Source organism: Photorhabdus australis DSM 17609 (genome assembly GCF_000711895.1).
GTDB lineage: Bacteria > Pseudomonadota > Gammaproteobacteria > Enterobacterales > Enterobacteriaceae > Photorhabdus > Photorhabdus australis.
In genome coordinates, this window is record NZ_JONO01000076.1 from 1 (window position 1) to 17,516 (window position 17,516).

Genomic DNA, 17,516 nt, shown 5'->3' on the forward strand with positions numbered 1-17,516 from the left:
CTCCCCATCGTGATTCACGCTGGTATGTCAGCTCGCTACCGTTGGAGGCGGAAATCGTGGCTAAGGCAATAAGAAGGCACTGGTCGGTAGAAAACGAGCTGCATTGGGTATTAGATGTCACTTTTCGAGAAGATGCTATCTCACTCAAAGATCCTGATGGGGCTGCACAAATGGCGCTTTTTAACCGAATTGCATTAAATGTGATTAAACAGAATACCAGTATAAAAGACAGTCAGGCGGCTAAACGTCGAAGAGCCATTTGGTCAGGGGAATTCCGTAGTCAACTTATCTTTGATTAAATTAAATACAAAGTGGAATCCCACCCTGAATATGACAGTAAGATCATTTTTTATTTTTTCTTAAGATTTTATTGGAACAAAACACTGACTAAACAGCCAGCACTTTGTCAACAAAAGGATATGAACTGTAAAGTACCTTAATAAATTTGTGGGTAGGCGTATAACTGACGCACTTGTTCATAATCACCCTCTTCAACATGGCGAATCATTATATTCTTCACTTAAAAAGTCCTAATTTTTAGCTTGAATATTGAGACTAGCATAGATATTTTACTAAAAACATGGAGAAAATATCGATATTATGCTTGAGATTAAGCCGGAACTAGTTCCGGCTTTTATCATAATTTCTATATTAATAGCCTATAGCAAACCAGTAAGCCGAATTTTCACCAACCTCAGAATAATAGGTAAACCCTGACGTTGATAAATTCTTAACTAATATGTTTGCTCCACTCGCTTGTCCATTAATGTTCGATACTGTCAGTTGCACGTTCCAACATACTTCAGAAAATGATATGGGGAAATAAACATTGGTTTCATTTGCAATTCTAGTCACTATTCCCCATTGATACGTGATACGCGTATTACCACATTGCCACCAACCATTCATAGATCTAGTCGCTGTGTTCCTGGCGATTCGAACATCTATTTCCGACTTGTAATATGTCCCTACATCCTCTGCATTCAGATTAATATCTGTAATCAGAGATTTCCCATTCACTTTCCGACCAATGGGTACAGCTAATCTTTGCATTTCCAGAGCAAGCTTTTGTGTCACTGCCAATGTGTCACTATCACCAAGATAATTAGTCAGTTGAACAACACCTTTTTGCGTTAATGATGCATCAGGAATACTTGCCATAGTTTTTTGTTCTAACGCTTTATTTAATTGAACGATAAGCTTAGCTACATTACCATCGTCCAGAACATCATCGCCAGATTGTGTCGCAATAAAATCAGCCACAACAGATGATATTGTTGATGATTGACGCAATGCTTTGTTTAGTAAATGCGAGGGGATACTTTCTGGCAGAAATCCAACATACAAATTATGACTTTCCTCATATCTTTCTTGATCAACTACATTGGCATTTTTATCAACAGAAAAAGCCTTAAATTCATTCTTAGAACTCATATGTACTCCTTAAATAAAATAATATTATTTCATCAGAAACATATTGAATTATTGTCAAGCTGATTTTTACGATTCCTCACAATAATTAGTCTAGTTCATAAAAATGATAATGAAATGTTCCTACAACTTAAATAACAAACTATAAGTATAATTTCGTCTTGCCAGATTTGAATCTGGCCGATAAATCGCCTGATTCCCACTGTTCAACCGTCGTTTTCTCATGTAACGATTGATTAGCCGACCAACTAACATACAATCTCAAAGACTATCGTCAGCAAGATCACTCACCATCCCGCCTCACACGCTTGCTCATTTCGTCATACAAGACACTCACACAAAAATATTTTAATGTTTAAAATATTTTTTAAAAACGCTTGACTCTGAAGTTTTTCTGATTAAAATCACAGCCATAATTTAGATTTTCGTGAAACAAGTCACATTTTACCAATAAAGAGAATTCATCATGAAATCTGTTACATCTTTCATATCAAGCGTTCATAGCGTTGTTATCTATCTGTCAACGCCTCGTTTTCTGTAAGTCTGCTTTTTAACCGATACGTGAAAAGCCAGTTTCTGAACTGGCTTTTATTAAACTGAAAGATTCAATATTGAAGGGAAATAAGCTATCGACAAATAAAAGAACTGCCACTCAATCATTCATCATATATTATCCAGCTCAATAACCCAAAATATATGAAATAACAACTATGCCTGTTATTTTTCAACTGGGTATAACTGATATTAATAATTCAATGCTTCAACAAGTCGTTTCTTTAATAATGCAACATCATCCACACTATTCTGAACTAATAAAGTAAGATTGGTTATATCACTTTCCAGCGATTCAATCTTTTCTGCCAATTCCTTATTCTTTGCATCTAGTAATATATCAACTCTTGTCGATTCGGCATATAATTGCTGACCATTAACCGCCTCAGTACTGTGATTTGAAATATCGCCAGCAGCAACATGTATAATCTTACGTTCGTGACCCGTTTTTCCTACAGAAACAACATTTGGTTTATTCGCAATGGAATCTGCACCTAATGCGATACTCCCTTGTTCTGTCGCAGAAGAATGTTGACCAATCGCCACTGCCTGAGCTGCACTCGCGGTCACCTTTTGCCCCAAAGCAATAGAAGCCAAACCACTGGATACGGAATCAGCACCAATTGCAATAGGCCAAACTACCTTCGTATCACCTTGTTTACCCGCAAGTTGATTTTGCCCGATAGCAATGGCCGCTTCACTGATTGTTTTAGAATTTCGGGGTGATGCACCAATTGCAATAGAATGTATTGCCGGCGCTTCTGCATGTCCAAGTACAACGGAATCTTTACCCGTTGTTTGTTCAGCTATATCGGTATTTTCAATAGACATATTAAACCTCTTAATTTATAAATTAAATATACCCGTTATCTTTCAAGTTGCCTCTTTGTTGGCTACTTTCACTTGCCACCACTCTGCATCTTGAAATCTATTGGTATAATTATACGTTGTTTAAAACTTAATAAAGTGTGCGACAGAATACGCTATGGATTATGTGCACTCGTTTCACATATAAAAACTTAAATTAACGTTATATTGATTCCGACGACAATATTAGATATAAATTCCAACTTGTAAATAAACTAAAATTATTGGATTGTGGAATATATTACATGGAATTTGATTTAATATATTACCAAGTCTTATAGAATATATGCTCGATAAAGCTCATTACCAACAGTAAATAAATCACTTAACTATTAATTTATTTTTATATAATCAATCTAAATTAATGATAAATTCAATAATAAATACACATAGCGATAATAAAATTATTTTCATAATATTTTAATAACCGTTATCCTTACAACATGCAATGATCCAAATCTTGTTTAAATATCCTGAGAACGCTAAAACTCAATTTTCTTTTAGGTAAGAAATAAAAGAGTTAATAAGAGCTGCATACTATAATAATATTTACTATAGTAAATATTATTATAAAATTCAATTAGGCTCACAGGAATGAGAATTTTTACTACCGATGATTTCGCAGCCTTCATGGACGATAATTCACTAACTAGTGCTGATTTTGCCAATCCGCTAAAGAAGTAATAAACGGACTAGTCGATGCCAATCTTGGTGGCAATCTATTCAAAAAAAGGATCGCCCTTGCAAGGACTGGGAAAAGTGGTAGCGCACGTTCTATCGTTGCATTCAGGTATAATGATAAAATAATCTTTATTGACGGCTGGCTAAAAAAAGACGTAGCAAAATCGGGAAAAGAAATTCCCGATAAACTGTTAAAAGTTTACAAGCTATTAGCCAAAGACTTTCTTAATATCAGTGATAAGAATCTTAAAGACAACTTATCGTCTGGTTTATTAACTGAGGTAACTGTAATGAATGATAACCGACTCATCAGAATGCAGAAAATGGCAGAGCGTTTTCACAAATCTGGCACAGTATCAAATATAACTATGCGAGAAATTAATGCATTGGTTAAAGAAGATAAAAACATAAACCACTCTTCATCCGTTGTAATGACTGGAGAACGCATAAAAAAATTCGTGAATGTTATAATATCAGCCAAGGAGCCTTAGCCACTGCTATTAATATGTCCGCCAATAGTGTCCAAAAATGGGAAAGAGATGAAACACATCCTACAGGTGCCGCATTGAAACTTCTGATGATTATTGAGAAAAAAGGACTTGAAATACTCATGTAAGTTACCGATTTATTTACTAAGCGATCGGATAAGACATCGGTATAATTAGTGGCTTATCCGTTTTATAGATGCCTATCTGGGTTTTCTACCTCGGTGAAAACTTATTTTACGGGACGCATTTCACTGACAGTATCGGCCCGTTCAACTAATTCAGCAGGACAATTTGGTCCGGTAATGATTACCGTCTGATTAATTGGCCGTTGGTTTAATGCCTCGATGACTTCATCAAGTGATAAATAACCATTGCTTATCATATAAGTCAGTTCATCAAGCACCACTAATGACAAGGCAGGATCATGCATCATACGCAACGCATGTTGCCAGACCCCAATAGCAGCAATATCCTTGGCATGATTTTGCGTTTCTCCAGCTAAATCCATCGATATTAGCTGAAATTCAACGCCATGTTGTTGCAACAAAACCCGCTCACCGGTTGACCATTCTCCCTGAATAAACTGGACAACCCCCGCCTTTAATCCATGGCCTACCGCTCGCGTAACCGTCCCCATCGCTGCGGCTGTTTTTCCTTCACCACTGCCGGTATAGATGATCACTATCCCTCTGCTTTTCTGAGCAGCCGCAACCTGTGCCATAAATCTCTCTTTCTGCCGCTGTTTTCTCTGTTTATATCGCTCCTCACTCATTTATATGGCTCCAGTATGTTCGTCAGTTAAAGAACAACTGTCTGTTTTGTTTGTATTTACTTGAGGTGATTCAGAGAGCAATGTTTCTACCACACGATCAACTTGTTGATGATCTTGGCTGATAAACGATTGCATTAATGGTTCGCTGGTAAAAAACCGCTCCCAAAAGTAACGGCGAGCTGCCAGGTTATCAAAATGCTGTTTTACCCGTTGACGAAGCGCCCCGCCGTATGCAGCCAAACGCCCAAGATGTATCGGTAACAGCCGTTCCAGTTTTTCACGCAATAACCTGACCAGCACCGGTGCATTACCACCAGAGGAGATCGCAATGACCAGTGGCGAACGATCAATGACTGACGGTGTAATAAAACTGGCCTGCTGTGGCTCATCCACCACGTTACAGAAAATACGCCGTTGCGTCGCACAATCACTCACGTAACGATTAACGGCTGCATCATTGGTCGCAGCAATAACCAACCAGCTGAGATCAAGCCAACAAGGTTCAAATTCACCGTAAATCAGTGTTACCTGACCTGCATCATCCCAGAGATGGAATTGTGAGGTGAATTCTCGTGCATTAACCAGCAGATATGCACCAGCGTCTAATAACAAACGCGCCTTACGTTCGGCCACCTGACCGCCCCCAACCAGCAGACAAGTTTTATCCCGGATCTGACAAAACATCGGCAAATAATCCAACATGATCCCTCCCCCACTGTTAACGCACACCACCCGGTATCATACTCAGCAGATGCTGACGCGGATAAAAACGGGTGATGTCCCTGTGTTTCAGCCACCAGCACAAATACTCAACATCATGCTGGTGACGATCACACAATAACCCGATAACACTGCCACTATGAGCAACATTCAGCCCGTAGATCCCACTCTGTTCTACCAATTCCAGCAAACTGTTAAATGCCGGTTTTTCCAACAGTTTTTGACTCGCTTGTGCACTGAGCGTCGTGGCTTCCCCCAATCGCCAACAATCACGTGTAGCAACGGCTTTACAGAATAGTTTCCAGGCATGCTCTAGCACTGCGGCATTTTCCAGTAATGTTGGATGGCGATCTAAACGGTGATAATCAGCAGTGACCAAGGTTTTTGGGCTTTCAAGTAACAAAATATCGACAGCTGGCTGCCAGTGACATGAAATTTGAGTCGCCCCTGTTTGATGATCAAATAAAGTAAGCTGGCTGAACAGCGTACTATCGGTAGGTTCCAGCTGGACACAAAGGCCAGCCAGTGTCGTTTCATCAAGGGTTTTGCCCAGATAACGTGCCGTTGCCAGCGCCGTGGCGGCAATATCCGCAGTACTACTTGCTAACCCTTTTGCTACCGGAATCGTAGAAGTCCAGGAGATACGTAAACCTCGTGCCATTTCCACCGGCAAGTCAAAATACGCCAGTACAGCTTTCATCATTTGACGCATGCGAGGGCGCTCACGTTTTTCCGGTACCCCCTCTGTAACAGAAACCTCGCTGAACCAATTCACCGGACAGGAGATCAACTTCTCACTACCAAGAATCCATCCCTGGATCAGTTCACCACACGATGCCGGGCAGCGTGCTTCAGCCATAACCCAATACCTGACGTAACGCCGATACCAGACGATGGTTATCATGCTCACTCTTTATGGCGACCCGGTAATGAGCAGCACTTAAGCCCGGATAGTTAGCACAATGACGGATGAGTATTCGGTGTTTCAATAATGCTTGCTGAAGATCGATTTCCGGGCGCAGACAGCGCAGGAAAATATAATTAGCCGCAGGAGGCCAAACAAACAATTCTGGTAACCCGGCCAATGCTTGATAGAACCAACGTTGCTGCTGCGCCAGCCAATGGTGTGTTGCCTGAATGTAAGCGTTATCATTGAGGACGATTTCACCCGCCAACGCGGCGAAAACATTAATGGTCCACGGTTCTCGCCAGCGTTTCATTGCTCGAATGCCCGCAACATCACTACTGACCAGATAACCAAGGCGCAACCCCGGAATAGCGAAAAATTTCGTGAGTGAACGCAGAATATAGAGACGGGGATAATCCGCTATCTGAGGAATAAATCCGGCAGTATCCGGGATAAAATCGATAAACGCCTCATCGACAATCAGCGCAATATTATGTTGACGACAACGTTCAAATATCGCCTGCAATAACGCAGTATCTGGCATCAAACCGGTTGGATTATTGGGTGTGGCAAGAAACAGACAATCAGGGCGACAGCTCTCCAATTTCACCAACAAACGCTCATCAGGCTGATAACCCTCTGCTTCACTCATCACATAATCGTTAATCTGGCAATCAATCCGTTGTAAAGCTTTCCGGTATTCAGCAAATCCCGGTATTAATAGCATGGCCCGACGCGGCTTAAGGTAATTCACCACGGCGTAAATTAATTCGGTAGCACCGTTACCCGCGATCAGATTTTCAGCGGTGCAATGATGAGCCTGTGCCAACACTGCATGTAACCGGCGATATTCCGTATCAGGATAACACTCAGCCCGCTGTAACTGGTCAATAATGGCCGTTTTCAGAGAGCCCGGCATGCCCAACGGGTTAATATTAGCGCTGAAATCAGTCATCTCTTCCGCTGTAACACCGATTTTCAGCGCCATTTCCAGCACATTACCGCCATGTTCACCCATTGAATACCCTGTCAAAATGTTAAATAGACAATCAGAGCGCCATCAGTGATGGGGCTGAAGCCAGTAACAAACGCTCCCGACTAAAAGCCAGCTTTTCCCGTAGACGCACCACATCACCAATAACAATCAATGCTGGAGCAGTCAATCCTTGCTCTGCTACCTGCTGCGCCAGTGTCACTAACGTCGCGCTGGCAACCCGCTGTTGCTGATGACTGGCATACATCACAACTGCCGCCGGGGTTGTCGGCGCTTTACCGCCAGCAATAAGTTGTTCACAAATGCTCGCCAGTTGAGTCATTCCCATCAAGATCACCAGCGTACCTTCCAGCTTTGCCAGCATTGCCCAATCCTGCGGTTCATTTCCCCGACGTAAGTGACCAGTAATCACATGAAAACCCGAAGCATAATCACGGTGAGTAACTGGAATCCCCGCACAAGCCAAACCACCAATTGATGAACTAATACCCGGCACAACCTCAAAAGGGATTTTCGCCAGTGCTAACGCTTCAGCCTCTTCACCACCACGGCCAAACACATAAGGATCGCCCCCTTTCAAGCGAACGACATTTAACCCTTGTTGCGCACACTCCACCAGAATTTGATTGATTTGCCGTTGCGGCACCGGATGATAATTCGGCGTCTTACCGACGTTAATCATTTTACAACCATCAGGTGCTTCCGATAACAGATCTGGGCTAACCAACCGATCATAGACCAACGCATCAGCCTGACGGATACAGTGTAATCCTCTGACAGTAATCAGCGCCGCATCGCCCGGGCCAGCACCTACCAACCAAACTTTTCCGCTATTTATCATTTTTCTTACCCCGTAACGAAAGTCTGTTGGAAGATATATTACTGATAGTCAGCGACACGATATGACGTGAGATCAATAATTCTTCACTTTTGTTAATGGGAATACACCCGGCACATGATGGCTTTATCTGCTTGTTTCTCCTGATAGCTTGGCTCGGTAGTTTGTACCTACATCGTTTTTATTATAATGCTTAATGTTTTTGTGATTGCAGTTGTCTTTTTAACCAAATTGCTGGCATTTAATACTGATTCATAAAAAAAAATGCCAACATACGCCTTATTACAGACAGAGGGCGTAGTTATGGAAGCCAGGGAATTATTCAGTGTCGGTATTGACATCGGCACCACCACCACACAGGTGATTTTTTCGCGTCTGTCGCTGGTAAACCGTGCAACGGTATCACAAGTACCACGCTATGAATTTGTTCGCCGCGAGATCATCTGGCAAAGCCCAGTGTTATTTACACCCGTAGATTTTGCCGGGCAACTGCACGAAGACGAGCTACTTGGTTTGATTCAGGAACAATATCGAGCAGCAGGGATCGATCCAGCAAATATCGACTCTGGTGCCGTGATCATTACTGGTGAAACCGCTAAAACATGCAATGCACGCCCTGCGATCATGACACTGGCACAGAAACTGGGCGATTTTGTTGTAGCAACAGCGGGGCCGCATCTGGAATCCGTGATTGCCGGTTTTGGTTCTGGTGCTCAGGCATTGTCACAACAGAAAATGACGAAAGTGCTCAACATCGACATTGGCGGCGGCACAGCGAACTACGCTTTATTTGATGCTGGACGATTAGTTGCCTCCGCCTGTCTGAATGTCGGTGGCCGCTTACTAGAAACCAATCCTCAAGGGAAAGTCTTGCGGGCACATCCGCCCGGAACACAGATTGTTCATTCACTGTTTGGTGAAAACACGGATGTTCAACATCTGACAACCACGCAATTGCAGCAGATCACTGAACGAATGTCGCAGTTGCTGTGGGAAGTCGCTGTCGGACATCTCACACCGCTGGCAAAACAATTACTGATGACAGAACCACTACCCGATTGCGGTGAACTCTACGCTGTCACACTCTCTGGTGGCGTAGGCGAATGTTATCGTGAAGCATCAGACAGTGATCCATTCCGTTTTCACGATCTGGGGCCGCTATTGGCACATGCTATTCATCGTGATAATGATTTCGCCAAACTGCCATTACAAGTACCAAAACAAACCGTGCGCGCCACCGTGATTGGCGCTGGCGCTCATACATTATCGCTATCCGGTAGCACTATCTGGCTTGATACGCTATCACTACCACTGTGTAACATCCCCGTCGTCCATCCTGAAGCAGAAACCGCTGAATCACTGGTAGAAGACTGGTTACACGCGCTGGCACACATGGATCTCAATGCCGAACAAGATCTGTATGCATTGGCTCTGCCCGATACCTTGCCGGTAAATTACGCCGCCGTGCAAACCTGTATCACAGCTTTACAGGATTTTACTGCACGCTATCCCTCTTCTCATCCGCTGCTGATCGTTGCCAGTCAGGATTTCGGCAAAGCACTGGGTATGCTGCTACATCCCTTGATGGGGGGACGGCAACTGGCGGTTATAGACGAAGTTATCACCCGCACCGGAGATTATATCGACATTGGCATTCCACTATTTGGTGGCACCGTCGTTCCCGTCACCATCAAATCATTGGCTTTTCCTTCCTGAGAGAGCGAAATATGAAATTAAAAACCCAGCTTTTTGGTAAAACGTATCAGTTTAAAGATATTAAACAGGTACTAGCGATGGCCAACGAACTGCGTTCAGGGGATATATTGGCCGGAGTGGCAGCCGAAAATTCTCAGCAACGGGTAGCCGCTAAACACGTCCTCTCGGAAATGACGATAGCGGATATCCGTATGAACCCAGTTATTCCCTACGAAGAGGATTGCGTTACTCGCATTATTCAGGACGACATTAATGAAATCGCCTATAGCCGCATCAAAAACTGGCGCATTGGCGAGCTGCGTGAATACATACTGAGCGATGATACCAGCGTGGATGATATCGCCTTTCTGCGTAAAGGAATCAGCTCTGAAGTCGTCGCGGCAGTAGCAAAAATCAGCTCCAATGCGGACCTGATCTATGGCGCGAAAAAAATGCCAGTGATCAAAAAAGCCAATACCACTATCGGGACACCGGGAACATTCAGCGCTCGTCTTCAACCTAACGACACTCGCGACGATATACAAAGTATCCGCGCTCAAATTTACGAAGGATTATCTTTCGGTGTGGGTGATGCGGTTATCGGCGTCAACCCGGTAACAGATGACGTAGAAAACCTGACTCGCGTGTTGGATACCATCTATGAGGTGATCGACAAATTCGCCATCCCAACGCAAGGCTGTGTCTTAGCTCATGTCACCACTCAGATAGAAGCTATTAAACGTGGTGCACCGGGTGGTTTAATTTTCCAAAGTATTTGTGGCAGTGAAAAAGGGCTGAAAGAGTTTGGGGTAGAGCTGGAAATGTTGGATGAAGCACGTGCTATTGGCGCGGAATATTGCCGTCTTGCCGGCAGCAACTGCCTGTATCTTGAAACCGGACAAGGTTCCGCTCTCTCTGCCGGCGCTCACTTTGGCGCTGATCAAGTGACAATGGAGGCACGAAACTATGGTTTGGCACGCCACTATGACCCATTTCTGGTGAATACCGTTGTCGGTTTCATCGGGCCGGAATATCTCTACAATGATCGCCAGATCATCCGCGCCGGATTAGAAGATCACTTTATGGGCAAACTCAGCGGCGTTTCAATGGGATGTGACTGTTGCTATACCAATCACGCAGATTCCGATCAAAACCAGAATGAAAACCTGATGATCTTGCTGGCAACCGCAGGATGTAATTTTATCATGGGCATGCCGCTCGGTGATGACATTATGCTCAATTACCAAACATCCGCTTTCCACGATACCGCGACTATTCGTCATTTACTCAATCTGCACCCATCGCCAGAATTTGAACTCTGGCTGGAGCAGATGGGACTGATGGCAAATGGCCGTTTAACATCACGTGCGGGCGATGCATCGTTCTTTTTCTAATTCTTTGCTGAGATAACTGACCATGAATCAAGAACAAATTAAAAAGAATGCAAACCATATGGTATCTGACCAAAAACCCCATGCATCCCCTGAGATCACAGACGAAGTTAAAAGCTGTACGCCGGATTTAGGCTCCTTGGAAGCCAAGCAGTGGATCGGTGTGCAAAACCCGAACCGTATGGAAGTCTTACAGGAGTTACGCCGTAGCACTGTGGCGAGAGTCGGTACCGGCCGCAGCGGTCCGCGGCCACGTACTCAGGCATTACTGCGTTTTCAGGCTGATCACTCCCGTTCTAAAGATACGGTGTTAAAAGAAGTCCCGGTTGAATGGATAGAAAAACGCGGATTGCTGGAAGTGCAATCTCAAGTTAGCGACAAAAACCTCTATTTAACTCGCCCGGATCTGGGAAGAAAACTCAGTGCGAATGCGGTAGAAACCTTGCTAACACAGTGCAAAATTGACCCCGATGTACAAGTTGTGATCTCCGATGGCCTTTCTACTGATGCCATTATCACCAACTACGAAGATCTCGTGCCACCACTGTTAAAAGGGTTGGAACAAGCGGGAATGTGCATCGGCACCCCGTTTTTTGTGCGTTATGGTCGCGTCAAAATCGAAGATCAAATCGGCGAGTTACTAAAAGCTAAAGTAGTTATCTTATTGATTGGAGAACGTCCCGGATTAGGGCAATCGGAAAGTCTCTCCTGCTATGCAGTTTATAAACCAACAGTAGAAAAAACCGTTGAAGCTGACCGCACTTGTATCTCGAATATTCATCGTGGCGGCACACCACCCATCGAAGCCGCGGCAATTATTGTCGATTTAGCGAAAAATATGCTGGAGCAGCAAGCTTCCGGCATTGCTCTTAGTCGTTGATAAAATGGTGACGATAAACAATAATTTTTTGCTTCATTAAGAAAATCATCAATATAAAAAATAGGATGGCAGGTCATAACCTGCCTCCTGCTTTATTGATTGCCTAACCACAAATGCGATATAACTTCAAGTTCTGCATTTAGAATACTGCTTATGTTGTAGAACTCAATTTTATAGTAATTAACAACATTAGGAGGTGATGCAAGTATTTCCGTCTTACCGGAGTAAATATCAACATAGCTATACTGATTATAATGTCCAAACGGACCAGCCCAATAATTTATAGCCCTGATATTTGCCAGACTATTGTTTTTTATAATTGCGTCACTGAAATCAGTGGGTAATACTGCATTACCTGAATTATAGATTACATATGCATCGTTAGAATTCATATGTACCATTCTTGATGGAATTCCAGCTTTTTTCCACGCAGGGTCCATTACAAATTCAATTTCTGCAGTTTCGGTATTACTAAGATTGGTGACCACAATTTTATATCGGTAAATAAGGTCACCAGGCCCACCGAATATTTTAACTTCACCGGAATAAACATCAATAGAACTATACTGATGATAATCTCCAATCAGACGAGCCCAGTAATTTATAGCTCTAATTGGTGCCATGCTCTTGTTTTTTATAATTGCCGCCGGGACAGTATTAGGCACTACAATATTGCTATTACTATAAATCTCAACGGTTTGAAGAGGACCTATAGATACAGTTTTTTTCAATGACATTATTTTTTCCTCATTATTTCTGTTATTTAGTAACATATATAAAAGATAGTTTTACCTGTAAAATTCAACTTAACAATTTCCGCAAACAATTAAATATTGAAATTTGCCATCAAAGTAAAAAACACAGTCAACGAATTCATGGTATATAATTTGTCATTCAATCATGAAATAGATAATACTTTTTTCTCTCATTTTTTTACAACGATGGCACCATTAATAAAATCATCAATATAAAAACAGGATGGCTGGCCAGAACTTGCCTCCTGATTCATTTCCCGTCCCATAAATGCGACATAACTTTAACTTCTGCATTTGGAACATCAGTGCTCATGTTGAAGAGTACAATTTTATAGTAATTAATCACATTAGGAGGTGATGCAAGTATTTCCGTCTTACCTGCGCGAACATCAACAGAGCTATAAATATTATAATGTCCAAATGGACCAGCCCAAAAATTTGTAGCCCTGATATTTGCCAGACTATTGTTTTTTACAATTGCGTCACTGAACTTAATCGGGAGTACTGCACTACCAGAACGATAAACTTCAGATTCCCCCTGAGAGGGCACATATATCATTCTGAATGGAATTCCAGTGTCCGTCCACCCTTCCTCCATCACAAATTCAATTTCTGCATTATCGGTACTGTCAAGATTGGAGACTATAATTTTATAACGGTAAAGAAGGTCGCTGGGTGCTCCAAATATCTTTAATTCGCCAGCATAAATATCAACAGAATTATATTGATGATATTCTCCAACAAGACGGGCCCAGTAACTTATAACCCTAATTGTTTGTTCCCTGCTGTTGTTTTTTATAATTACCGCCGGGACCGTAGTTGGCGATAATACATTGCTAACACTATAAATCTCAATGGCTTGAAGAGGTCCTATAGATTTCACTTTTTTCGATGACATTATTCTTCTCCTCATTATTCCCTTTATTTAGTAACATATATAACAGGTAATTTTACCTGTAAAATTCAACTTAACACTTTACCCGAACAGTTAAATATTGAAATTTATCAGCACAGTGAAAAAATACAATCAACGAATCCATTGCATATAATTTATCATTCATTTGCGCAATAAATAAAAACCTAAATAAGATACTGTTTTTTCTCGTTATCTATTATAATAACATTTTTTTCATTTTTCTTACGACAATAGTACCATATTACTAAGTACAACAAACTTTCGAAAAACAGATATAAATAAAGCATTCATTAAGTATAACAAACCAATAGTTATGTTATAATAAGTCATTATATCGACAAAATATTATAGGTTAAATAAATGGATTTGGAAAAATTAAGAAAATTAACCCTCAGTAGCGGATTCACATTTAAAGAGCTTCTTATGATGCAAAGGACCTTTAAAAATCTTGATGATGATGAAAGAAGATATGTAATAAAGTATTACACAAAAAGCGATAATATTTACAACGTCATAATAGTACTTGCTGAAGATGCCGGCGATCCCGTGTTATTTTTTGCTCTCATGTATGTAGGTTACATAATAATGGAGATTTTCCTCTATGACGAGAATTCAATATCCAATTTATCATTAGTATCGATTCTTTATATCATTTCAACAATAATATGCATATGCTATAAATCTTTTTATCACCGCTATCGTTATAATTTTTTCACATGCATAAAGTTAGTCATTTTCTATCTTCGTCTAAAAATAAAAGAAAATTTAAAGCAGTTATAAAAAATTAAGTATGTTACGGCAAACAATTTATACCCAATAGATTTCAAGATGCATCGCGACGGCAAGGGAGCGAATCCCCGGGAGCATAGATAACGATGTGACCGGGGTGAGTGAGTGCAGCCAACAAATGAGGCAACTTGAAGGATGAAGGGTATATATAGTTAGAAAAACGAGTTTAAAAAATGCCTTTAATTGAATTAAGAAAGTTAATATTAAATAGTGGATTCACTTTAAAAGAATTGCTTAAGATAAAGAGAAGTTTTCTTGTACTGCATAAAGATGACCCATATATTTATGATAAATATCAAAGCAAAACAGATTGTTTTTGTCATTATCTACTATTTATAGCCGAAGAAGTCGCTGCACCGTTAATATTGTTGACTTCAGTTTGTTTATTGATGATATCAAGTATGTTTTTCGATGAAAAAATACAAAGCATTCTATTAATGTCATCTGTTTATTTATTTTTTCTTATTTCTTTCTTGATTTATTACAGTCTCTCTGTTAGTTGTAATCCTGTGACAGGATTAAAATTAGCAATATTCTATACTCGCTTTAAAATAAAAAGTAAATTTAACCCTTGAGTTTATTAATAAAACAGGATTAAAATAACCAATTATAAAACCGAGTCTAAATAAATTAACTTAGCTGACTTAAGAAAATTAATATTAAATAGTGGATTCACCTTAAAAGAATTATTAAAAATAAAGAGAAGTTTTCTTATTCTGCATAAAGATGATCCATATATTTATGATAAATATCAAAGCAAAACAGATTGTTTTTGTCAGTATCTGCTATTTATAGCTGAAGAAGTCTCTTTACCGTTAACATTTTCTACTTCAATTTGTTTATTTATAATATCAGGTATGTTTTTCAGTGATATGGCATATGGAATTCCATTAATGTCATCTATTTACTTATTCTTTGCCATTTCTGCTTTTATTTATTATACTCTTTCCGTTAGCTGTAATTTAATCACAGGCTCAAAATTACTAATTTTCTATATTCGTTTTAAAATAAAAACAAATTCAATTATTAAGTTCATCAATAAAGCATTGATAAAAACAACCAATTACAAAATCAAATAAATCGAGTCTAAATAAATGAATATAATTGATTTAAGAAAATTAATATTAAATAGCAGATTCACCTTAAAAGAATTATTTAAGATAAAGAAAAACTTTATTATGCTATATAAAGATGACCCTGATGTTTATGACAAATACCAAAGTAAAACAGATTGTTTTTGTCATTATCTATTACTTATAGCTGAAGAATTAGCTACACCGTTAATACTGTTGAATTCAGTTTGTTTATTTATAATATCAGGTATGTTTTTCAGTGAAAAAGCATACAGCATTCCATTAATGACATCTACTTACTTATTCTTTACAATTTTTTTCTTAATTTATTATAGCTTCTCTGTTAAATGCAATCCTATCACAGGATTAAAATTAGCAATGTTCTATATTCGCTTTAAAATAAAAAGTAAACTTAACCCTTGAGTTCATCAATAAAACATGATAAAAATAAATAATTATAAAATTAAATCGAACCTAAATAAATGAACATGAACTTAACTGACTTAAAAAAATTAATATTAAATAGTGGCTTCACCTTAAAAGAATTACTTAAGATAAAGAAAAGCTTTCTTGCTCTGCATAAAGATGACCCACACATTTATAATAAATACCTCATTATCTGCTATTTATAGCCGAAGAAGTCGCTGCACCGTTAATATTGTTGACTTCAGTTTGTTTATTGATGATATCAAGTATGTTTTTCGATGAAAAAATACAAAACATTCTATTAATGTCATCTGTTTATTTATTTTTTCTTATTTCTTTCTTGATTTATTACAGTCTCTCTGTTAGTTTTAATCCTGTGACAGGATTAAAATTAGCAATATTCTATATTCGTTTTAAAATAAAAAGTAAATTTAAGCCTTGAGTTCATCAATAAAACATGATAAAAATAACCAATTATAAAATGAAATCGAACCTAAATAAATGAACCTAACTGACTTAAGAAAATTAATATTAAATAGTGGCTTCACCTTAAAAGAATTACTTAAGATAAAGAGAAGCTTTCTTGTCCTGCATAAAGATGATCCACGCATTTATGATAAATATCAAAGTAAAACGGATTGTTTTTGTCATTACCTGCTATTTATAGCTGAAGAAGTTTCTTTGCCGTTAACATTTTCTACTCCAATTTTTTTATTTATAATATCAGGTATGTTTTTCACTGGAAAAGCATATGGAATTCCATTAATGCTTTCAATTTACTTATTTTTTGCCATTTCTACTTTTATTTACTACAGTCTTTCTGTTAGCTGTAATTTAATCACAGGTTCAAAATTATTAATTCTCTATATTCGTTTTAAAATAAAAAATAAATTTCAATCGTCATGAAGTTTATATATGTCCTCTATCAAAAGTTTGACTTTATACAGACTACCAGATATTTGAATGGTTAAAATTGGATTTGGTGTTAACCGCCATTTTCTGGCAAAATCCGAATTAATATATCTATACCCAAGAAACTTCAAGATGCAGTTTTTAGCACCTGAAAATGGTCATTAATTCTCGATGTCAGCGAGTCCGCTATATCCGGTAGCGTTGTGGTGAAAAATTTGAACACTTTGTCTCGAAATTCCTGTTTATTAGCGAAATAACGGTTATTTCGAACCTGTTCATTCATGACCTTCCATAATCGCTCTATCGGGTTTAAATTGGGACTGTAGGGAGGAAGGTAATGTAACTCAATATTGCTGATATAAGCCCAGTCCTTCACAAGATGCGCTTTGTTGTAACCCGCCCCATCCACAATAAGATGAATTTTTTGAT

Annotated in this window: 18 protein-coding genes and 2 pseudogenes; 10 read left to right on the forward strand and 10 right to left on the reverse strand. The window is 39.5% G+C overall.

Annotated features, from left to right (window positions below):
- A partial coding sequence (locus BO26_RS16915) for an ISAs1 family transposase (RefSeq protein WP_036773505.1) occupies positions 1–299 on the forward strand: 299 nt, incomplete at its 5' end.
- Between the two features lie 352 nt (positions 300–651).
- Here BO26_RS16915 and BO26_RS16920 read toward each other — a convergent pair.
- Together BO26_RS16920 and BO26_RS16925 are read right to left on the reverse strand one after the other, a co-directional pair.
- A complete protein-coding gene (locus BO26_RS16920) occupies positions 652–1,434 on the reverse strand; it encodes a gp53-like domain-containing protein (protein ID WP_036773508.1) in 783 nt (260 codons plus the stop codon).
- Between the two features lie 741 nt (positions 1,435–2,175).
- Complete coding sequence (locus BO26_RS16925) at positions 2,176–2,814, reverse strand: hypothetical protein (protein ID WP_036773511.1); 639 nt, start codon at positions 2,812–2,814, stop codon at positions 2,176–2,178.
- A gap of 710 nt (positions 2,815–3,524) precedes the next feature.
- On the opposite strand from BO26_RS16925, the pseudogene BO26_RS24240 reads away from it, so the two are divergent.
- The 3 genes and pseudogenes from BO26_RS24240 to BO26_RS24250 form a co-directional block, all read left to right on the forward strand.
- Positions 3,525–3,803 (forward strand): annotated as a pseudogene (locus tag BO26_RS24240) (type II toxin-antitoxin system RelE/ParE family toxin); the annotation flags it as partial.
- Between the two features lie 18 nt (positions 3,804–3,821).
- Entirely contained in the window at positions 3,822–4,022 is a 201-nt protein-coding gene (locus tag BO26_RS24245) for a hypothetical protein (protein ID WP_036773514.1), read from the forward strand.
- Positions 4,023–4,036: 14 nt separating this feature from the next.
- Positions 4,037–4,147, forward strand: a complete 111-nt coding sequence (locus BO26_RS24250) for a helix-turn-helix domain-containing protein (RefSeq protein ID WP_236637518.1) — start codon at positions 4,037–4,039, stop codon at positions 4,145–4,147.
- 101 nt (positions 4,148–4,248) lie between these two features.
- On the opposite strand, the gene cobO is transcribed toward BO26_RS24250, so the two are convergent.
- The 5 genes and pseudogenes from cobO to cobA all read right to left on the reverse strand — a co-directional run bounded on the left by cobO (position 4,249) and on the right by cobA (position 8,250).
- Positions 4,249–4,791: a cob(I)yrinic acid a,c-diamide adenosyltransferase gene (gene cobO / locus BO26_RS16940; RefSeq protein ID WP_036773546.1), complete on the reverse strand. Its 543-nt coding sequence runs from the start codon at positions 4,789–4,791 to the stop codon at positions 4,249–4,251.
- A 69-nt stretch (positions 4,792–4,860) separates the two neighbouring features.
- Positions 4,861–5,490 (reverse strand): annotated as a pseudogene (locus tag BO26_RS16945) (NAD(P)-dependent oxidoreductase); the annotation flags it as partial.
- 19 nt (positions 5,491–5,509) lie between these two features.
- Entirely contained in the window at positions 5,510–6,370 is an 861-nt protein-coding gene (locus tag BO26_RS16950; RefSeq protein WP_036773517.1) for a GHMP family kinase ATP-binding protein, read from the reverse strand.
- Positions 6,363–7,436 (reverse strand): threonine-phosphate decarboxylase CobD, encoded by a 1,074-nt coding sequence (cobD, locus tag BO26_RS16955; protein ID WP_036773521.1) that lies wholly within the window; start codon positions 7,434–7,436, stop codon positions 6,363–6,365. The genes BO26_RS16950 and cobD overlap by 8 nt, the downstream gene beginning before the upstream one ends.
- 31 nt (positions 7,437–7,467) lie before the next feature.
- The gene (gene cobA / locus BO26_RS16960) at positions 7,468–8,250 is read right to left on the reverse strand and encodes a uroporphyrinogen-III C-methyltransferase (protein ID WP_036773549.1); all 783 of its coding nucleotides are present in this window, start codon (positions 8,248–8,250) and stop codon (positions 7,468–7,470) included.
- Positions 8,251–8,553: 303 nt separating this feature from the next.
- Between cobA and eutA the strand changes: the two genes are divergently transcribed.
- Genes eutA through eutC form a run of 3 tightly spaced genes read left to right on the forward strand, consistent with a single transcriptional unit; the run spans position 8,554 to position 12,216 of the window.
- Positions 8,554–9,966 (forward strand): ethanolamine ammonia-lyase reactivating factor EutA, encoded by a 1,413-nt coding sequence (gene eutA / locus BO26_RS16965; protein WP_036773524.1) that lies wholly within the window; start codon positions 8,554–8,556, stop codon positions 9,964–9,966.
- Between the two features lie 11 nt (positions 9,967–9,977).
- The gene (locus BO26_RS16970) at positions 9,978–11,339 is read left to right on the forward strand and encodes an ethanolamine ammonia-lyase subunit EutB (RefSeq protein ID WP_036773527.1); all 1,362 of its coding nucleotides are present in this window, start codon (positions 9,978–9,980) and stop codon (positions 11,337–11,339) included.
- 58 nt (positions 11,340–11,397) lie between these two features.
- The gene (gene eutC / locus BO26_RS16975) at positions 11,398–12,216 is read left to right on the forward strand and encodes an ethanolamine ammonia-lyase subunit EutC (protein ID WP_236637527.1); all 819 of its coding nucleotides are present in this window, start codon (positions 11,398–11,400) and stop codon (positions 12,214–12,216) included.
- Positions 12,217–12,308: 92 nt separating this feature from the next.
- On the opposite strand, the gene BO26_RS16980 is transcribed toward eutC, so the two are convergent.
- Positions 12,309–12,953, reverse strand: a complete 645-nt coding sequence (locus tag BO26_RS16980; protein WP_036773531.1) for a hypothetical protein — start codon at positions 12,951–12,953, stop codon at positions 12,309–12,311.
- A 268-nt stretch (positions 12,954–13,221) separates the two neighbouring features.
- On the reverse strand, positions 13,222–13,869 hold the full coding sequence (locus BO26_RS16985; RefSeq protein WP_036773533.1) for a hypothetical protein: 648 nt from the start codon (positions 13,867–13,869) through the stop codon (positions 13,222–13,224).
- A gap of 980 nt (positions 13,870–14,849) precedes the next feature.
- Here BO26_RS16985 and BO26_RS16995 point away from each other — a divergent pair.
- The 3 genes from BO26_RS16995 to BO26_RS22365 all read left to right on the forward strand — a co-directional run bounded on the left by BO26_RS16995 (position 14,850) and on the right by BO26_RS22365 (position 17,081).
- The gene (locus BO26_RS16995; protein WP_036773537.1) at positions 14,850–15,251 is read left to right on the forward strand and encodes a hypothetical protein; all 402 of its coding nucleotides are present in this window, start codon (positions 14,850–14,852) and stop codon (positions 15,249–15,251) included.
- 519 nt (positions 15,252–15,770) lie between these two features.
- Positions 15,771–16,172, forward strand: coding sequence for a hypothetical protein (locus tag BO26_RS17005; protein WP_036773542.1), 402 nt, complete (start codon positions 15,771–15,773; stop codon positions 16,170–16,172).
- A 504-nt stretch (positions 16,173–16,676) separates the two neighbouring features.
- Positions 16,677–17,081: a hypothetical protein gene (locus BO26_RS22365; protein ID WP_072023294.1), complete on the forward strand. Its 405-nt coding sequence runs from the start codon at positions 16,677–16,679 to the stop codon at positions 17,079–17,081.
- A gap of 133 nt (positions 17,082–17,214) precedes the next feature.
- On the opposite strand, the gene BO26_RS17010 is transcribed toward BO26_RS22365, so the two are convergent.
- On the reverse strand, positions 17,215–17,516 hold a 302-nt coding region (locus BO26_RS17010), incomplete at its 5' end, for an IS630 family transposase (protein ID WP_036773544.1).